20 protein-coding genes and 1 pseudogene are annotated in these 17,866 nt (G+C 74.5%); 10 read left to right on the forward strand and 11 right to left on the reverse strand.

The genetic code is table 11. From position 1 onward, the window contains the following. Positions 1 to 20: 20 nt before the first annotated feature. Positions 21 to 1,262: an MFS transporter gene (locus HLA93_RS12635; RefSeq protein ID WP_222194719.1), complete on the reverse strand. Its 1,242-nt coding sequence runs from the start codon at positions 1,260 to 1,262 to the stop codon at positions 21 to 23. A gap of 150 nt (positions 1,263 to 1,412) precedes the next feature. Between HLA93_RS12635 and moaA the strand changes: the two genes are divergently transcribed. The 3 genes from moaA to HLA93_RS12650 are packed head-to-tail and all read left to right on the forward strand — an operon-like array spanning position 1,413 to position 2,938. Next, positions 1,413 to 2,462, forward strand: a complete 1,050-nt coding sequence (gene moaA / locus HLA93_RS12640) for a GTP 3',8-cyclase MoaA (RefSeq protein WP_222194720.1) — start codon at positions 1,413 to 1,415, stop codon at positions 2,460 to 2,462. Between the two features lies 1 nt (position 2,463). Further along, complete coding sequence (locus HLA93_RS12645; RefSeq protein ID WP_308128095.1) at positions 2,464 to 2,715, forward strand: MoaD/ThiS family protein; 252 nt, start codon at positions 2,464 to 2,466, stop codon at positions 2,713 to 2,715. A gap of 10 nt (positions 2,716 to 2,725) precedes the next feature. After that, positions 2,726 to 2,938 carry a hypothetical protein gene (locus HLA93_RS12650; RefSeq protein ID WP_222194722.1) on the forward strand — a complete coding sequence of 71 codons (213 nt, stop codon included), beginning with the start codon at positions 2,726 to 2,728 and terminating at the stop codon, positions 2,936 to 2,938. Between the two features lie 23 nt (positions 2,939 to 2,961). Here the strand turns inward: HLA93_RS12650 and HLA93_RS12655 are convergent, their stop codons facing one another. The 9 genes and pseudogenes from HLA93_RS12655 to HLA93_RS12690 form a co-directional block, all read right to left on the reverse strand. Then, positions 2,962 to 4,581, reverse strand: a complete 1,620-nt coding sequence (locus HLA93_RS12655; RefSeq protein WP_222194723.1) for a SpoIIE family protein phosphatase — start codon at positions 4,579 to 4,581, stop codon at positions 2,962 to 2,964. 132 nt (positions 4,582 to 4,713) lie between these two features. Further along, entirely contained in the window at positions 4,714 to 5,133 is a 420-nt protein-coding gene (locus HLA93_RS12660) for a molybdenum cofactor biosynthesis protein MoaE (RefSeq protein ID WP_308128096.1), read from the reverse strand. Positions 5,134 to 5,154: 21 nt separating this feature from the next. Beyond that, entirely contained in the window at positions 5,155 to 5,730 is a 576-nt protein-coding gene (locus HLA93_RS12665) for a nucleotidyltransferase family protein (RefSeq protein WP_222194724.1), read from the reverse strand. Between the two features lie 12 nt (positions 5,731 to 5,742). After that, on the reverse strand, positions 5,743 to 6,198 hold the full coding sequence (locus tag HLA93_RS22525; protein ID WP_439957981.1) for a TOBE domain-containing protein: 456 nt from the start codon (positions 6,196 to 6,198) through the stop codon (positions 5,743 to 5,745). 120 nt (positions 6,199 to 6,318) lie between these two features. Continuing rightward, positions 6,319 to 6,792, reverse strand: a pseudogene (locus HLA93_RS22530) (ATP-binding cassette domain-containing protein); the annotation flags it as partial. Further along, positions 6,789 to 7,568, reverse strand: coding sequence for an ABC transporter permease (locus HLA93_RS12675; protein ID WP_222194726.1), 780 nt, complete (start codon positions 7,566 to 7,568; stop codon positions 6,789 to 6,791). The pseudogene HLA93_RS22530 and the gene HLA93_RS12675, both read right to left, overlap by 4 nt. 56 nt (positions 7,569 to 7,624) lie before the next feature. Beyond that, a complete protein-coding gene (gene modA / locus HLA93_RS12680; RefSeq protein ID WP_222194727.1) occupies positions 7,625 to 8,389 on the reverse strand; it encodes a molybdate ABC transporter substrate-binding protein in 765 nt (254 codons plus the stop codon). Continuing rightward, positions 8,386 to 8,778: a TOBE domain-containing protein gene (locus HLA93_RS22050; RefSeq protein ID WP_222194728.1), complete on the reverse strand. Its 393-nt coding sequence runs from the start codon at positions 8,776 to 8,778 to the stop codon at positions 8,386 to 8,388. The genes modA and HLA93_RS22050 overlap by 4 nt, the downstream gene beginning before the upstream one ends. A gap of 66 nt (positions 8,779 to 8,844) precedes the next feature. Then, entirely contained in the window at positions 8,845 to 9,627 is a 783-nt protein-coding gene (locus tag HLA93_RS12690) for a polyprenol monophosphomannose synthase (RefSeq protein WP_222194729.1), read from the reverse strand. Between the two features lie 135 nt (positions 9,628 to 9,762). Here HLA93_RS12690 and HLA93_RS12695 point away from each other — a divergent pair, with 135 nt between their 5' ends. The 6 genes from HLA93_RS12695 to HLA93_RS12720 all read left to right on the forward strand — a co-directional run bounded on the left by HLA93_RS12695 (position 9,763) and on the right by HLA93_RS12720 (position 16,984). Then, complete coding sequence (locus HLA93_RS12695; protein WP_222194730.1) at positions 9,763 to 10,068, forward strand: hypothetical protein; 306 nt, start codon at positions 9,763 to 9,765, stop codon at positions 10,066 to 10,068. 86 nt (positions 10,069 to 10,154) lie between these two features. Continuing rightward, positions 10,155 to 11,495 carry a phospholipid carrier-dependent glycosyltransferase gene (locus HLA93_RS12700; protein ID WP_222194731.1) on the forward strand — a complete coding sequence of 447 codons (1,341 nt, stop codon included), beginning with the start codon at positions 10,155 to 10,157 and terminating at the stop codon, positions 11,493 to 11,495. A 57-nt stretch (positions 11,496 to 11,552) separates the two neighbouring features. Further along, on the forward strand, positions 11,553 to 13,295 hold the full coding sequence (locus HLA93_RS12705; RefSeq protein ID WP_222194732.1) for a RecQ family ATP-dependent DNA helicase: 1,743 nt from the start codon (positions 11,553 to 11,555) through the stop codon (positions 13,293 to 13,295). 90 nt (positions 13,296 to 13,385) lie between these two features. After that, on the forward strand, positions 13,386 to 15,047 hold the full coding sequence (locus HLA93_RS12710) for a carbamoyltransferase family protein (protein ID WP_222194733.1): 1,662 nt from the start codon (positions 13,386 to 13,388) through the stop codon (positions 15,045 to 15,047). A gap of 122 nt (positions 15,048 to 15,169) precedes the next feature. Next, a complete protein-coding gene (locus HLA93_RS12715) occupies positions 15,170 to 15,631 on the forward strand; it encodes a DUF4383 domain-containing protein (RefSeq protein ID WP_222194734.1) in 462 nt (153 codons plus the stop codon). Between the two features lie 141 nt (positions 15,632 to 15,772). Further along, positions 15,773 to 16,984, forward strand: a complete 1,212-nt coding sequence (locus tag HLA93_RS12720; protein ID WP_222194735.1) for an acyl-CoA dehydrogenase family protein — start codon at positions 15,773 to 15,775, stop codon at positions 16,982 to 16,984. A 37-nt stretch (positions 16,985 to 17,021) separates the two neighbouring features. Here HLA93_RS12720 and HLA93_RS12725 read toward each other — a convergent pair whose 3' ends face one another. After that, positions 17,022 to 17,222, reverse strand: coding sequence for a hypothetical protein (locus tag HLA93_RS12725; protein WP_222194736.1), 201 nt, complete (start codon positions 17,220 to 17,222; stop codon positions 17,022 to 17,024). Positions 17,223 to 17,365: 143 nt separating this feature from the next. Between HLA93_RS12725 and HLA93_RS12730 the strand changes: the two genes are divergently transcribed. Then, complete coding sequence (locus HLA93_RS12730; RefSeq protein ID WP_308128097.1) at positions 17,366 to 17,866, forward strand: SigE family RNA polymerase sigma factor; 501 nt, start codon at positions 17,366 to 17,368, stop codon at positions 17,864 to 17,866.

Genomic DNA, 17,866 nt, shown 5'->3' on the forward strand with positions numbered 1-17,866 from the left:
GCGGCCCCGGTGCCGGCCCGTCAGTGCGAGGCCGCGGGCGCGACCTCCGCGATCCGCTCGGTCGGACGTCGGAGCACCAGCCAGGCGGCCACCCCGAGCACCCCGGTGAGCGCCGCGCCCAGCGCCGGGACGGCGAAGGCCCCCTCCGCCCCCCACTGGTCGACCGCCGTCCCGGCCAGTGCCGAGCCGGCGGTGACGCCCACGGTCAGGCCGGTCGACGTCCAGGTCAGGCTCTCGGTGAGGGAGGCGCGGGGCACCCGGGACTCCACCAGGGACATCCCGGCGACCAGCACCGGGGCGATCGTCAGGCCGGCCACGAACGCCAGCCCGATCAGCAGCGTCAGGGAGCTGACCAGGTACAGGCTCTGCGCGGCGACGGCGAACAGCAGCGCACAGCCGAGGAACCGGGTCACCAGCGTGCCGGGCAACCGGACCACCCCGTAGACGAGGCCGGCGACCAGGCTGCCCGCGGCGTAGGCCGACAGCGCCAGCCCGGCGACGGCCGGCCGGCCCTCCGCGTCGGCGAAGCCGACCACCACGACGTCCATCGCCCCGAAGACCCCGCCCATCGCCAGGTAGGTGACCGCGACGGCGACCAGCCCTGCGGTGAGCACCCGGACCCGCACGTGCGGCTGGCCGGCCACCCGGGGCGCGACCGGCGGCGCGGTGGACTCCAGCCGGGACATCACCAGCCCGCCGATCACGCCGACCAGCAGCCCGGTCAGGAACCCGGCGGGCGGGGAGACCAGCGCGGCCAGGAAGGTGACCAGCGGCGGCGCGGTGACGAAGACGACCTCGTCGGCGACCGACTCGAAGGCGAAGGCGGTCTGCCGCTGCGCCGGGTCCTCCAGCGCGTGCGCCCAGCGGCTGCGGACCACCGAGCCGATGCTGGTGCCGCTCGCCCCGGCCAGCACGGCCAGCACGAACCACGTCCAGACCGGGGCACCGGCCAGCACCACCGCGACGAACGAGAGGCCCAGCACGAGGTAGGCCAGCGCCGTCCAGCGCAGCACCTGGCTCTGGCCGTACCGGTCCATCACCCGCGCCCACTGCGGGCTGGCGACGGCGAAGGCGAGCGACAGGGTGCCGGCGATGGCCCCGGCGAGGGCGTAGCTGCCGGACTCCGCCTGGACCAGCAGCACCGAGCCCAGACCCACGGTGGCCATCGGCACCCGGGCGAACCAGCCCGCCAGGGAGAAGGCCCGGGCACCGGGGACGGTGAACAGCCGGGCGTAGGGACTGAAGACGGTGGAGGCTGGCACAGCTGCTTCTCGCGCTTCCTGGCCACAGGCGAGTGCGGGGGTGCCCGCCGGACCCTCGGGTGGCTCCGGGAACGTAACAGTCCCCCGACGATCGGCCATCCCACTTCCGCCGGACCGACCCGCGCGCCGTTCCGGCACTACATTCGGGCCGTGACGACTCCCAGCCCCCTCCCCGACCCGCGGGTGCGCCCGACGGTGACGCCGGGCAGCGGCGGGCTCGTCGACCGGCACGGGCGGGTCGCCACCGACCTGCGGGTCTCGCTGACCGACCGCTGCAACCTGCGCTGCACCTACTGCATGCCGCCCGAGGGGCTGCAGTGGCTGCCCAAGGTGGAGCAGCTCACCGACGACGAGGTCGTCCGGCTGGTGCGCATCGGCGTCGAGCGGCTGGGCATCCGCGAGGTCCGGTTCACCGGCGGCGAGCCCCTGCTGCGCCCCGGCCTGCCCGGCATCGTCGCGGCGGCCACGGCGCTGCGCCCCCGCCCCGAGGTCTCCCTGACCACCAACGCCATCGGCCTGTCCCGGATGGCGCCGGCGCTCGCCGAGGCCGGCCTGGACCGGATCAACGTCAGCCTGGACACCCTGGACCGGGAGCGGTTCAAGCAGATCACCCACCGCGACCGGCTGCCCGACGTCCTCGCCGGCATGCAGGCGGCCCGGGACGCCGGCCTGACCCCGGTCAAGGTCAACGCCGTCCTGATGAGCGGGATCAACGAGGACGACGCCGTCCCGCTGCTGGAGTACTGCCTGGAGCACGGCTACGAGCTGCGCTTCATCGAGCAGATGCCGCTGGACGCCCACCACGCCTGGACCCGCGGCGAGATGGTCACCGCGGAGGACATCCTGGCCAGGCTGACCGCCGCCCACACGCTGACCCCGGACGTCGAGGAGCGCGGCGCCGCCCCGGCCGAACGCTGGCTGGTCGACGACACCGGGCTGACCGTCGGGGTGATCGCCTCGGTGACCCGCTCGTTCTGCGGCGCCTGCGACCGCACCCGGCTGACCGCCGACGGCCAGATCCGCAACTGCCTGTTCGCCCGCGAGGAGTCCGACCTGCGCAGCGCGCTCCGCGGTGGCGCCGACGACGCGGAGATCGCCGACCGCTGGCGGATCGCCACGCTGTCCAAGCTCCCCGGGCACGGGATCGACGACCCGTCGTTCCTGCAGCCGTCCCGGCCGATGTCCGCGATCGGTGGTTGAGGTGACCCCACCCACCGTCACCGTCCGGTACTTCGCCGGGGCGCGCGCCGCCGTCGGCGTGGACACCGAGACCCGCGCGGCCGGCACCCTGGAGGAGCTGGTCGGCCAGCTGGTCGACGCGCACGGCGAGCGCTTCGAGCGGGTGCTGACCGCCTGCTCCTTCCTGGTGGACGGAACCTCCACCCGGGACCGCGCGTTGGTGCTGGCGCCCGGCGCGGTGGTGGACGTCCTGCCCCCCTTTGCCGGCGGATGAGGAGACCTCGATGAGCGTGTTCGACAAGGCCAAGGCCAAGGCCGAGGAGCTGCTGGGCCGCGCCGAGCAGGTGTACGGCGAGTCCCACGGCGACGCCGCGGCCACCCTGGACGGGGAGGCCCGCCGCCTGGAGGGCGAGGCCGAGGAGGAGCAGGCCGCGCGCGAGCAGGCGGGGCCCGACCGCCGGGACGACGACGGGCTGGCCGGCGCCGGCGCCCGCTGACCCACCGCGCGCCGCCGCCGCACTCAGTCGGCGGCCGGGCCCCCGGGGAGCTGCTGCGGCCGCAGCCGGATCGCCACCAGCGCGACGTCGTCCTCAGGCTGGCCGTGCACCAGCCGCTCGACCAGCTCGTCGCAGAGCACGTCCAGTGGCTCCCCGGCGAGCTCCATCGCCGCGGCACGCAGCCGGCTCATCCCGCCGTCCAGGTCGTCGCCGCGCCGCTCGATCAGACCGTCGGTGAACAGCAGCACCGTCGTCCCGCTGTCCAGGGTGACCACCGACTCGCCGCGGGCCGCGGCCGCGTCGACCCCGAGCAGCAGCTCGCCGCGCCAGTCGGCCAGCGCCGCCAGCGTGCCGTCGGGGTGGATGACCAGCGGCGGCAGGTGCCCGGCGTTGCTCCACCGCATCCTGGTGAGGCCCCGCGCGAGCTCGTCGGGGGTCTGCTCGAACCGGGCCACGGCCGCGGTGGCGTAGGTGCTGACCTGCAGCTGCGCCATCGAGGCGTCCAGCCCGCGGAGCACCTCGGCCGGGCCCGCGTCGCTGTAGGTGGCGATGCCGCGCAGCAGCGAGCGCAGCTGGCCCATCGCCGCGGCCGCCGCCGTGTCGTGCCCGACGACGTCCCCGATGACCAGCATGGTCGAGCCGGAGGGCTGCAGGAACGCGTCGTACCAGTCGCCGCCCACCCGGGCGGCCTCGGCCGCCGGGGTGTACCGGACGACGACCTCGGCCTGGTCATGGGTGAACGCGCCGGTGAGCAGGCTGCGCTGCAGCTCCTCGGCGAGCTGCCGCTGCTGGGCGAACAGCCGCACGTTGTCCAGGGCCAGACCGATCCGGTCGGCGACCTCCTGGGCGGTGGCGAGCTCGGGGTCCCCGACGGGGCGCTCGCCGTCGAAGTACAGGGTCAGCGCCCCGAGCGTGCGGCCCCGTCCGCGCAGCGGCAGGGTCAGCCCGGAGTGCGGGCCGAGCAGCCGGAGCAGGTCGCGGGCGTCACCGGCGGGCATCAGGACGGCGACGTCCTCGGCCTGAGCCAGCACGGTCTCCCCGAGCAGCGCCCGCACGACCGGTGCGGTCACCGGCATCGACGCGAGCCGCACGGCCGCGTACCGCTCGACCAGCGCCCGGCGGGCCGGGTCCACGTGCCACCAGCCCACGTCCTGCGGGCGGCCGTCCTCGTCCAGCACGGTCAGCACGCACCAGTCGCCCAGCACCGGCACGATCAGCCGCGGGATGCGGGCCGCAGCCGTGTCGATGTCCAGGGTGCCGGCCAGCTCGGCGCTGACCCGGGCCAGCATCGCCAGCCGGTCCTGGGCGACCCGGCGGTCGGTGACGTCGGTGAAGTAGAAGAGGAGGCCGCCGTCGGCGGGCAGCACCTCGACCTCGAACCAGCGGTTGAGCGGGTGCGGGTAGAAGGCCTCGACCGTGGCCGGCCGACGGGTCTCCATGCACGTCCGGAAGGTCCGGCCGAACTCGTTGTCGAGGTTGGCCGGGAAGGCCGCCCAGTAGTCGGCGCCGGTCAGCTGCTCACGGGTCTGCCCGAGGACGGCGACCCCGGCAGGGTTGACGTACGTGATCCGCCAGTTCTCGTCGGCCGACATGAAGCCGATCGGCATCGTCTCGACGACGCGTTCACCCGCCCGCCAGGGCATGGGACCTCCCGGTGATCCGCTGCTCGCGGGGACACCGGAGGAGCACCCGCCCCGTGGCTGGAGTCGAGTCGCTCCAGTTATGCCACGCGCTCGCAGCCGGGGCAAGGAGCGAGGTCACAGCCGACCCACCGGTCACGGGCAGGCGACCCACTCCTCCGCCCCGTCGCTGAAGACCTGGCGCTTCCAGATCGGCAGCCGGGCCTTCACCTCGTCGACGAGCTCGGCGCAGGCGGTGAACGCCTGACCCCGGTGCGAGCAGCTGACCGCGCAGGCCAGCGCCACGTCCCCGATGCCCAGCAGCCCGATCCGGTGCGAGACGGCCACCGCGTGCACCTCGGGGCGGGCGGCGAACTCGGCAGCGATCTCGGCGATCAGCTCCGGGGCGGTGGGGTGGCCGGTGTACTCCAGCTCGGTCACCGAGCGACCGCCGTCGTGGTCGCGGACGACGCCGGCGAAGGAGACCACCGCACCGGCCCGCTCGTCGGCCACGGCCGCCTCGTGCTCGGCGACGGACAGCGGCTCCTCGGTGACCCGGGCCAGGATCGTCTCCACGGCCGCGAAGGTACCCGGGCGTCAGACCGTCGGCGGGTGGTCCAGGTCGGTGGGGTCGGCCAGCCCCGTGCAGTCGACCTCGAGCACGTCGTTCGCCGCCAGATAGGCCCGGGCGCCCTCGTCGCCGGCCGCGGTCGCGGCCACCCCGGCCCAGTGCTCGCGGCCCAGCAGCACCGGGTGGCTCCGGACGCCGTCGTAGGTGGCCACCGCCAGGGCGTCGGGGGCGGCGTGCCCGGCCACGCGGGCCAGCGCCGCCGGCGTCATCCCCGGCATGTCCACCAGCTGCACCAGCACCGCGTCGACCCGGCCCGGCCAGCCCCGTAGGCCGTCCAGCCCGGTGCGCAGGCTCGAGGCCATCCCGCTCTCCCAGTCCCGGTTGGCCAGCACGGTGGCCCCGGTCAGGTCGGCGCGCTGCCAGACCTCGACCGCCGCGGCACCCAGCACGACGAGCACCGGGTCGCAGACCGCCGCCGCCGTCCGGACCGCACGCTCGACCAGCAGGCTGCCCTCGTGCTCGACCAGCGCCTTCGGCATGCCGTAGCGGCGCCCGCCGCCGGCGGCGAGCACGAGCCCGGCCACGGGTGCGTCCGACGTCATGCCCCCACTCTCTCAGCGGGGGTAGACGGTGAGCTCGCTGGCCTTGACGGCGGCCCAGACCTCCGCCCCCGGCGCCAGGCCCAGCTCGGCGAACGACGTCGCGGTCACGTCGGCGGTCAGCGGCACCTCCCCGGTCAGATCGCAGCGCACCACCGACCCGTGCGGGGTGGCGGTGGCCAGCCGCAGCGGCCACACGTTGCGCGGGCTGCCCACCGGCCGCTGCAGGTACAGCGCCACCGACTCCGGCCGGACCGCGACGAACACCGGCCCGGCGACGTCCTCGGCGACCGCGACCACCCCGCCGCCGTCCAGCCGCACCTGCTGCCCGTCGCCCATCCCGGCCAGCAGCACCAGCCCGACCAGCCGCGCGACGTAGTCGGTGCGCGGCCGGCGCGCGACCTCCGCCGGTGGCCCGGCCTGGACGACGGCGCCGTCCTCGACGACCAGGACCCGGTCGGCGAGCGCCATCGCGTCGACCGGGTCGTGGGTGACCAGCACCGCGCTGCCGGCGTACTCGGCCAGGTGCCGGTGCAGCTCGGCGCGCACGGTGAGCCGGGTGCGGGCGTCCAGCGCCGACAGCGGCTCGTCCAGCAAGAGCAGCCGCGGGTCGCCGACCAGCGCCCGGGCCAGCGCGGCGCGCTGCGCCTGCCCGCCGGAGAGCTGCCCGGGCCGGCTGTCGCCGAGCCCGGCCAGCCCCACCCGGTCCAGCCAGCTCTCGGCGGCGGCCCGCGCCTCGGCCCGCCGGACCCCGCGGGTGCGCAGCCCGAAGGCCACGTTCTCGGCCACGGACAGGTGCGGGAAGAGCAGGTGGTCCTGGAAGACCATGCCCAGGGAGCGCTGGTGGGCGGGCACGTGCAGGTCGACGTCGTCCCAGACCCGGTCGCCGTCGACGACCACCCGGCCACCGTCGGGCACCAGCAGCCCGGCCAGCACGCGCAGCAGCGTGGACTTGCCGGCGCCGTTCGGGCCTAGGACGCCGAGCACCTCCCCGTCGGCGACGGCCAGCTCCACGTCCAGCCCGAGCGCGCCGCGCCGGGCGACGACGTGGGCGGCCAGGCTCATCCGGCCGCACCCCGGACCAGCCAGCGGCCGCGGAGCAGCAGCAGCGTGGCCAGCGACACCGCCAGCAGCACCAGGCTCAGCACGATCGCCGCCTCCGGGTCGCGCTGCAGGGTCAGGTAGACCGCCAGCGGCATCGTCTGCGTCGTACCCGGGAAGTTGCCGGCGAAGGTGATCGTGGCGCCGAACTCGCCCAGCGCCCGCGCCCAGCAGAGCACCGCGCCGGCCGCGACCCCGGGTGCCACCAGGGGCAGGGTGACCCGGCGGAACGTCGTCCACCGGTCGGCGCCCAGGGTGGCCGCGGCGTCCTCGAACCGGGCGTCGGCGGCGCGCAGCGCGCCCTCCACGCTGACCACCAGGAACGGCATCGCCACGAACGTCTCGGCCACCACCACCGCCGCGGTGGTGAACGGCAGCGAGAACCCGGTGGCCTCGAACAGCCACCGGCCGACGATCCCCTGCCGGCCCAGCACCAGGAACAGCGCCACGCCGCCGACCACCGGGGGCAGCACCAGCGGCACGGTGACCAGCGCCCGCAGCAGCGACCGGCCGCGCACCCGCGAGCGGGCCAGCACCCAGGCCAGCGGGACGCCGAGCAGCAGCGAGAGCAACGTCGCCAGGGTCGCCGACACCAGGGAGAGCCGCAGCGCCTCGCCGACGCCGGGCCGGGTCAGCTGCGGGCCGATCTCCGACCACGGCGCCCGCACCACCAGCCCGACCAGCGGCAGCACCAGGAACGCCACCGCGAGCAGCGCCGGCACCAGCAGCGGCGCCGGCACCCCGCCGTCCCGCCCACCCAGGGGCCGAAGTCGCGACCTTGGCCCCTCGAGGCGGGTCACGGGGTGCGGAAGCCGGCGTCGGCCAGCGCGCGCCGCCCCGCGTCGGACCGCACCAGGTCGACGAACGCCCGGGCCGCCACCGGGTTCGGCGCCGCGGCCAGCCGGCAGATCGGGTACTCGTTGACCGCCTGGCCGGCCTCGGGGAACGGGATGCCCTCGACCGCGTCGCCGGCCGCCCGGACGTCGGTGGCGTACACCAGCGCGGCGTCGACCTCGCCGAGCTGCACCTTGGTCAGCGCCGCCCGCACGTCGTCCTCCTGGGTGTCCGGCTGCGCGTCCACCCCGGCCGCGGCGAAGACCTCCTCGGCCGCCGACCCGCACGGCACGGCGGGAGCGCAGACGGCCAGCGCCAGGTCGGGGTCGGCGAAGTCGGCCAGCCCGGTGACGCCGCCCGGATTGCCGGCCGGGACGGCGATCTCCAGCACGTTGCTCGCGAACACGCCCGGGGAGCCATCGGTCAGGCCGGCGTCGGTGACGAGGCCCATCTGCTCGGTGTCCGCCGAGGCGAGGACGTCGGCCGGGGCGCCCTGGACGACCTGGGTGGCCAGCGCCGAGCTGCCGGCGAAGCTGAACTGCACCTCCAGCCCCGGGTGGTCGGCCTCGAGCTGATCTCCCAGGCCGGTGAGGACGTCGGTCAGCGAGGCGGCGGCGAAGACGGTCAGCGTGCCGGCCACCTCGTCGCCGGCCGGCGCCCCGGCGGCGTCGGTGCCGCAGCCGGCCAGCACCAGCAGCAGGGCACCGAGCGCCGGCCCCCTCCTCATGGCACGTCCACGCTGACCTGGGTGGCCTTGACCGTGGCCACGGCCCGGACGCCGACCTCCAGCCCCAGCTCGTCGGCGGCCTCGCGCGACATCAGCGAGACGACGCGGAACGGCCCGGCCTGGATCTCCACCTGCGCCATCACCGTGTCCCGGACGACGCGGGTGACGATGCCGGCCAGCCGGTTGCGCGCCGAGGAGGAGCGGGTGGTCCCCGGCTGTGGCGCCTCGTGCAGCTCGGTTGCAACCCGGGCCAGGGCCGCCCCGTCGACCTGCGCCGGACCGCCGCCCCGGGTGGCGGGCAGCCGCTCGCTGTCGATCCAGCGGCGGACCGTGTCATCGCTCACGCCGAGCAGCGCGGCTGCCTCGGCGATGCGGTAGCTGGCGGGCACCGTCGCACTCTAGATCCGCACGCGCGGTTCTCCAAGCGTGCGGAGCCCGCACTTGCGGACCCCGAGTCAGGCCAGGGCGCGGCGGAGGTGCAGCACCGGGGCCCGCCCCCGGACCGGACGGGCCGCCGCCGGCGCGGGCCGCAGCGAGGCCAGCGACCAGATGCCGACCCGGACCAGGGCCTCCCGGATGATCCGGCCGCTCATCTTGCTCTGCCCGAACTCACGGTCGGCGAAGACGATCGGCACCTCGGCCACCCGCGCCCCGCCGGACCACAGCTGCCGGGCCACGTCGATCTGGAAGCAGTAGCCCTGGGACTGCAGCGCCGAGAGGTCCACCGACTCCAGCGCCCGCCGGCGGAAGGCCCGGAACCCCCCGGTCGCGTCACCCAGCGGCAGGCCGAGGGCGACCTGCACGTAGCGGTTCGCCCCGCGGCTGAGCAGCTCGCGCCGCCGCGACCAGTCCCGCACGCTCCCGCCCGGCACCCAGCGCGAGCCCAGGACGGCGTCGGCGGTGCCCAGCCGGTCCAGCAGCCGGGGCAGGTCCGCGGGACGGTGTGACCCGTCGGCGTCCATCTGGGCGATGACGTCGTAGCCCTGGTCGAGCGCCCAGCGGAAGCCCTGGACGTAGGCCGGCCCCAGCCCCGCCTTGCCGGGCCGGTGCAGCACGTGCACCCGGGCGTCGTCGGCGGCGATCCGGTCGGCGAGCGCACCGGTGCCGTCGGGGCTGTTGTCGTCGATCACCAGCACGTGCGCGTCGGGGGCGGCGCGCAGCACCGCGGACACGGTCCGGGGCAGGCTCTCGCGCTCCTGGTAGGTGGGGATGCAGACGCACACCGTCGCTGAGGTCACCCCCCAGGCAGTCCCCAGCCACGCCGGGCGGGACACGTGAATGGTCAACATCATTTCCCGACAAACTGATCAATGGAGGAATACACGTGACAGAAATGTAATGCGCATTCTCGTGTAGTCGGCAGGAGTGCGGACATGGCTGATGCGACCGCCAACCCGAGCACTCAGGAGCACCTCATGAACAAGCTCACGCGCGGCGTCGCTGCCGCCTCCTTCTCCGGCCTGATGGTCTTCGGGGTCGCCGCCTGCGGCGACGACGCCGGCGAGGTCGAGGTCACCGAGACCGAGCAGGTCACCGAGACCGAGGAGTCGGAGACCGAGGTCACCGAGACCCTCGAACCGACCGAGACCTCGACCGAGACCGAGGAAGAGGTCGTCGAGACCGAGACCGAGGTCGACACCGAGACCGAGACCGAGTTCAGCACCGAGACCGACAACTGACCCTCGTCGCTCCCGCACCCGCGGGACGAGACCGACCAGCGGGCGGCGCCTCCGGGCGCCGCCCGCTGTGGGCGCGGGGCATCCCCTTGGCCCTGTTCCTGCTGGCCGCCGCGCTGCGGCTGTGGGACCTCGGCGACCCCGACCGGCTGTACTTCGACGAGGTCTACTACGCCGAGGACGCGTACGACTACGTCACCCGCGGCGTGGAGGAGGGCCGCCCGGCCCATCCGCCGCTGGGCAAGTGGGTCATCGCGCTGGGCATCCAGGCCTTCGGCTACACCCCGTTCGGCTGGCGGGTCGGCGTCGCGCTGTCCGGCGCGCTGACGGTGCTGCTGACCTGGTCCATCGGACGGCGACTGTTCCCGCACCCCGCCGCGGCCGCACTGGCCGCCGTCCTCGTGGCGCTGGACGGCCTGGCCCTGACCAGCAGCCGGATCGCCATGCTGGACGCCGTCCTGGGGCTCTTCGTCGTCCTGGCCCTGTGGCTCGTGCTCGTCGACCGGGACGCCCGCCGCGCGGACCGCCGGGCCGGGGAGTCGCTGCGCAGCTCCTTCGTCGGCTCCCGGTACCGCTGGCTGGCGGGGCTCGCGCTGGGCCTCGCCGTGGCGACCAAGTGGTCCGGCCTGCTGGCCGTCGGCGCCGCCGGGCTGCTGGTGCTCGGCACCGAGCTCGCCGGCCGGTCACGGGGGATGGGCGGGGCGGTCCGCCGCGGGCTGGCGGTGGGCGCCGGCGCCGCGCTGGCCTTCCTGGTGCTGCCGGCCGCCGTCTACCTGGCCAGCTTCACCGGTTGGTTCCTCAACTACGCCGACAGCCAGGCCGGTGCGCGTGCGTGCGGTGACAGGGAGTGCAGCGCGTCGGTCGGGGAGCGACTGGACACCTGGGTCGACACCCAGGTCAACCTGGTCGGCTACCACCAGCGACTGGAGGCGACCCACCCCTACCGGTCCGATCCACTGGGCTGGCCGTGGCTGCAGCGGCCGGTGCTGGTCTACCTGGAGAAGTGCACGACGACCGAGCACGTCGAGGAGGGCTGCGTCGTGCCCACCGGGACGCAGGCCCGGATCGTCCTGCTCGGCAGCCCCGCGCTGTGGTGGCCGGCGCTGCTCGCCGCCCCCGTGCTGCTGTGGCGGTCGGTGGCCCGGCGGGACGGCGTGGCGGCCACGATCGGCGTCGTCCTCCTGGCGCTGTGGCTGCCCTGGCTGGCCGCGGGCAAGCCCGGCTACTCCTTCTACCTGGTGCCGGCCGTGCCCTTCCTCGCCCTCGCCCTGGTGCACGCCGTGCAGCTCAGCCCGCGGCCCCGCGTGCTCGGCCTGGGCCTGCTGGCGCTGACCGTCGCCGCCTTCGCCTTCTTCGCCCCCGTCTGGTTCGGCCTCCCCCTGACGACCGACCACCTCGACCTGCGGTACTGGCTGCCCACCTGGCGGTGACCCCCGTCGCAGGCTGGGCACCGTTTGTCGATCGCGGGGGTCGGGCAGACGGCGTCGGTGACCGCGACCGCCCAGCGTCCTGCCGACCCGGAGCAGCCCTCCGCCGACCCCAAGACCACGGCCGGCGGCTCCGCCTCCGTCCGCACCCGGCGCATCCGGGAGACCGCGCGGGAGGTCCTCGGGTACGCGGAGTTCCGCCCCGGCCAGGAGGACGCGATGAAGGCGGTCGCGGCCGGCCGGGACACCCTGGCCGTGCTGCCCTCCGGCGCCGGCAAGTCGGCGGTCTACACCGTGGCCGGCCTGCTGCTGGACGGGCCGGTGCTGATCGTCTCCCCGCTGATCGCGCTGCAGCGCGACCAGATGCAGCGCCTGGAGCAGCTGGGCGAGGAGGCCGTCGGACGGGCCACGGTGCTCAACTCCGGCCTCTCGGCGCTGGAGCACCAGGCAGTGCTGGACGGCCTGCGTGACGGAACGGTCCGCTACTGCTTCCTGGCACCCGAGCAGCTGGCCAAGCCGGAGGTCGTCGAGGCGATCCGCACCTCGGCACCGGCGCTGTTCGTGGTGGACGAGGCGCACTGCGTCTCCGCCTGGGGCCACGACTTCCGCCCGGACTACCTGCGCCTGGGCGGGGTGGTGCAGCAGCTGGGCCACCCCACCGTGCTGGCGCTGACCGCCACCGCCGCTCCCCCGGTGCGCGCCGAGATCGTCGAGCGGCTGGAGATGACCGACCCGGCGATCGTGGTGGCCGGGTTCGACCGGCCGGAGATCCGGCTGGAGGTCGAGCAGCACGCCGACGCGCACGGCAAGCACACCGCCGTCCTGGACCGGGTGACCGAGTTGACCGGCCGCGGCAGCGGGATCCTCTACAGCGCCACCCGCCGGAGCACCGAGGAGCTCGCCGACGCCCTGGCCGAGCGCGGGCTGCGCGCCCGGGCCTACCACGCGGGGCTGCGGAAGAGCGACCGCGAGGAGGTCCAGCGGCAGTTCATGGCCGACGAGCTGGACGTCGTCGTCGCCACCACCGCCTTCGGCATGGGGATCGACAAGCCGGAGACCCGCTTCGTGGTGCACGCCGAGCCCGCCGACTCGATCGACAGCTACTACCAGGAGATCGGCCGCGCCGGCCGGGACGGCGAGCCGGCCCTCGCCGTGCTGGTCTACCGCCAGGAGGACCTGGGCCTGCGGAGGTTCTTCGCGGCCGGCGCCCCGGCCGAGGAGGAGCTGCAGCAGGTCGCCGGCCTGGTCCAGGCCGGGGCAGCCGCCGGGATGGACGGCGTCGACGTGACCGACCTGCGCGAGGAGACCGGCCGGGCCGCGACCCCGCTGGTGCGCGACCTGAACCTGCTGGAGCAGGCCGGCGCCGTCGTCCTGGACGACGAGGGGACGGCGGCCCCCGCCCCCGACGCGCCACCGCCGGGCGAGGCCGCGGCGGCCGCCCGCGAGCTCGCCGAGCACCGCATCAAGGTCGACGAGAGCCGGATCGAGATGATGCGCGGGTACGCCGAGACCACCGGCTGCCGACGGCAGTTCCTGCTCGGCTACTTCGGCGAGCAGCTCGACGAGCCCTGCGGCAACTGCGACAACTGCAGCGCGGGCCTCTCCCAGGAGCAGCACACCGCCGACGCCGACCACCCGTTCCCGGTGGACGCCGTCGTCGAGCACTCCGAGTGGGGCCCCGGCGTCGTGATGCGGCACGAGGACGACCGGGTCGTCGTCCTGTTCGAGGAGGTCGGCTACAAGACCCTGGCGCTGCAGGCGGTGCTGGACAACGAGCTGCTGCGGGCGCGCACGGACGGGTGATCCGCGCCGCTCGGCGTGCGCCGACCGACCCTCGGCGTGATCATGAGCGGTGGACCGGGCCGATGGAGCCCGGCCGGGAGGAGTGCGTACGTGAAGGTCCTGGGCATCAACGCGATCTACCACGACCCGGCGGCGGCGCTGGTCGTCGACGGTCAGGTCGTCGCCGCGGCGGAGGAGGAGCGCTTCAGCCGGCGCAAGCACGGCAAGCGGCCCCTGCCGTGGAGCGCCTGGGAGCTGCCCGAGCTGGCCGCGGCCTGGTGCTTGCGCGAGGCCGGCATCCGGCCCGAGGAGCTCGACGCGGTCGCCTACTCCTTCGACCCCGCGCTGATGGGCACCCCGGAGGAGTCCGGGCTGTTCGACGACGGCGACGTGATGCGCAAGAAGTACGCCGAGATGGCCCCGGAGTTCCTCGCCCACGCCCTGCCCGGGCTCGACCCGGCCAGGGTCCGGTTCGTCAAGCACCACGTCGCGCACGCGGCCTCGGCCGGCCTCGCCGCCCCCGGGCACGCCGGGCGCCGGGACAACGCGGTGCTGGTGCTCGACGGTCGCGGTGAGGCGCACAGCCACCTGGCCGGCCGCTACGTCGACGGCCAGCTGGAGGTGCTGGCCGGCCAGGCACTGCCCCACTCCCTCGGCCTGATGTACGAGGACCTCACCGACCACCTGGGCTTCCTGCGCAGCTCCGACGAGTTCAAGGTCATGGCGATGGCCAGCTACGGCAAGCCGCGGTTCCTGGGCGACCTGACCGAGCTGATCCGGGCCACCGACGACGGCGGCTTCCGCACGGAGGAGATCGACTACTCCGAGTTCGCCCCGCGCCTGGGCAAGGGCGAGCAGTGGACCTCCGACCACGCCGACCTGGCCGCCAGCGTCCAGACCCGGCTGGAGGAGGTGCTGGTCGACCTGGCCCGCTGGGTGCACGAGCAGACCGGGGAGAAGACCCTCACCCTGGCCGGCGGCACCGCGCTCAACTGCGTGGCCAACACCCGCATCCTGGCCGAGAGCCCGTTCGAGCAGGTATGGGTGCAGCCCGCCGCCGGCGACGCCGGGACGGCGCTGGGCGCCGCGCTGCACGTGGCCCGGGAGCTCGGCGAGGAGACCCAGCCGATGCCCGGCGCCGCGCTGGGCCGGGGCTGGAGCGACGAGGAGATCGAGCAGGTGCTGGTCACCGCGGCGATCGACTACGAGCGTCCGGACGACGTCGCCGAAGCGGTCGCCGAGGTGCTGGCCGACAACGGGATCGTCGCCTGGTTCCAGGGCCGCAGCGAGTACGGTCCGCGCGCGCTGGGCCACCGCTCGCTGATGGCCCACCCCGGCTTCGAGGCGAACCTCGAGCGGATGAACGACGTGAAGGGGCGCGAGCAGTTCCGCCCGGTGGCGCCGATGGTGCTGCTGGAGAAGGCGCCGGAGATCTTCAGCCGCGGCCCGATCCCCTCGCCGTACATGCTCTTCGTGCACGACGTCGCGCCGGAATGGAAGACCCGCATCCCCACGGTCACCCACGTCGACGGGACGGCGCGGATCCAGACCATCGACGCCGACGCCCAGCCGCTGGTGCACCGGATGATCTCGGCGTTCGAGCGGCGCACCGGCATCCCGGTGGTGGTGAACACCAGCCTGAACACCGCCGGCCGGCCGATGGTCGACGACCCCCGCGACGCGCTGGAGTGCTTCGGCTCGGCGCCGGTCGACCTGCTGGCGATCGGGCCGTTCGTCGTCCGCCGGCCGAAGGCGACGCCCCGCCCGGCCTGAGGTTGCGAATCGATGACGACCGTCACCCGTTCGGGTGGCGGTCGTTTTCGTGTCGGGTACCTGGGAACCCCCTGTGATGACCCGCTGAGACCTGGCGGGCCGCAGACAAGACGGAGGCACTCATGTCCAACGCAGACCTGCCCGGCGCCGGCAGCCGAGGCATGACCTGGCCACAGATGCTGGCCATGGCGATCGGTGTCATCTACACGCTCGTCGGCATCGTCGGGTTCTTCATCACCGGGTTCGACGACTTCGCCGCGCACACCGACGAGACGCTGCTCGGGTTCTCGATCAACCCGCTGCACAACATCGTGCACCTGGTGATCGGCCTGGCCGGCATCGCGCTGGCCCGGAAGCTCAGCACCGCCCGCACGTACGGGTGGCTGCTGGCCGTCGGCTACGGCGCCGCGTTCGTCTACGGCCTGTTCGCCGCGGGCGAGGACGAGCCGCTCAACTTCCTCAGCATCAACTGGGCCGACAACTGGCTGCACCTGGCCAGCGTCATCGCCGGTCTGGCCATCGCGCTGGGCCCGGTGAAGACCGTGGACACCGCCCGTGGGTCGGACCAGTCCCTGCGCCGCTGACCGCGAAGCCGGGGATCCACCCGGCGCACCTGCTCCGTCGCGACCGCCCGGACACCTGCTGGTGTCCGGGCGGTCGCGCGTCCGGCCCCCGATGCCAGACCCCGGTAAGTCGCACGTCACGTCCGGCGCTAACGTCCGGACATGGACTTCACCCTCTCCGCCAAGGCCGAGGACGTCAGTGGCCGGATGTGGGACTTCATGCGGGAGCACGTCTTCCCCGCTGAGCCCGTCTACGACGAGTGGCGCGCCGCACGCGGCCACGACGACCACGCCCACCCGCCGATCGTGGAGGACCTCAAGGCCGAGGCGCGTCGGCGCGGCCTGTGGAACCTCTTCCACCACGAGCTCGGGGGGATGACCAACCTCGAGTACGCCTCGATCGCCGAGATCATGGGCTGGTCGCCGGTGCTCGCGCCGGAGGCGACCAACTGCGGGGCCCCGGACACCGGGAACATGGAGACCCTGATGCTCTTCGGCACCGAGGAGCAGAAGGCCCGCTGGCTGACCCCCCTGCTGGAGGGGGAGATCCGCTCCGGGTTCGCGATGACCGAGCCGGACGTCGCCAGCTCCGACGCCCGCAACATCCAGACCTCGATCGTCCGGGACGGCGACGAGTACGTGATCAACGGGCGCAAGTGGTGGACCAGCGGCGCCGCCGACGAGCGCTGCGAGATCTTCATCGTGATGGGCAAGACCGACCCCGAGGGCGCCGCGCACCGCCAGCAGTCGATGGTGCTGGTGCCCCGGGACACCCCGGGCCTGGAGATCGTCCGGCACCTGCCGGTGTTCGGCTACCAGGACCAGCACGGGCACTCGGAGCTGCGCTTCACCGACGTCCGGGTGCCGGTGTCCAACATCCTGTCCGGTGAGGGCGACGGCTTCATGATCGCCCAGGCCCGGCTCGGGCCCGGCCGCATCCACCACTGCATGCGGGCGATCGGCATGGCCGAGCGCGCGCTGGCGCTGATGGTGGAGCGGGCGAAGAGCCGGGTGGCGTTCGGCCGGCCGCTGGCCGAGCAGGGCACCGTGCGCGAGTCGATCGCGATGTCCCGCATCGAGATCGACCAGGCCCGGCTCTACGTGCTGCAGACCGCCGACCTGATCGACCGGTTCGGCGCGAAGGGCGCCCGCACCGAGATCTCCGCGATCAAGGTGGCCGCACCGCGGGTGGCGCTGGACGTCATCGACCGCGCGATCCAGCTGCACGGCGGCGCCGGGGTCAGCGGCGACACCGTGCTCGCCCGGTTCTACGCCAGCGCCCGCACGCTGCGGATCGTCGACGGCCCGGACGCCGTGCACGTCCGTGGCGTCGCCAAGGAGGAACTGGCCCGCGAGCGCCCCTTCGCCGGCTGATGCCGGTGGGCCCGCTGCGCACCGGCGGGCCCACCGGTCACGGGGCCAGCGTGCCGCCGAACGAGCCGCCGGCCAACTTGGCCATCAGCTGCGTGCGGTCCAGCCCGGCCGCGGCGAGCGCGTCGCCGTCCCGGTCGGTGTCGATCTGTTCCGGCAGGTCCGCCTCCACCCGGTCCGCGGTGTCGTTGTCGCCCTCGGTGCGCAGCACCTGGACCAACTGCTCCCTGCTGATCTGCACGGCCGCCTCCGCTCCTCGATGTGTCACCGGTCACACTGCCGGGTCGCCCCCGAGAACGCCAGATGGTCACGATCAGGTCACGGAGGCACCCTCCCCGGCCGGTCCACCGCGTCATAGAGGGTGACGACGACGGGGGGAGACCGGTGCGAGCCGAGCACGAGGAAGCGTTCGAGGCGTTCGTCGCCGCACGCTCCGACGACCTGCTGCGAGTCGGCTTCCTGCTGACCGCCGACCGCGGCCACGCCGAGGACCTGCTGCAGACCGCGCTCCTCAAGGCCTACCGGCACTGGGGCCGGATCTCCGGCGAGGACGCCTACCCCTACGTGCGCCGAGTGCTGGTGACCAGCGCCGCGAGCTGGCGCCGCCGCCGCACCACCCAGGAGATCGTCGCCCTCCCGGCGCACGACGCCCCCGAGGACGACCAGACCGACGTCTTAGCCGAGCGGGACGCCATGGCCACCGCGCTGGCCACGCTGCCGCCCCGGATGCGCGCGGTCCTGGTGCTCCGCTACGGCGAGGACCTCGGCGAGGCCGCCACCGCCGCTGCCCTGGGCTGCTCGGTCAACACCGTCAAGAGCCAGACCACCCGGGGGCTCGCGCGGCTGCGCGCCGCCCTGCCCGCCCGTGCCCTCGAGGAGCGCTGA

Origin of the sequence: Modestobacter italicus, assembly GCF_019799965.1 — a bacterium.
In the GTDB taxonomy this organism is placed as follows: domain Bacteria; phylum Actinomycetota; class Actinomycetes; order Mycobacteriales; family Geodermatophilaceae; genus Modestobacter; species Modestobacter italicus_A.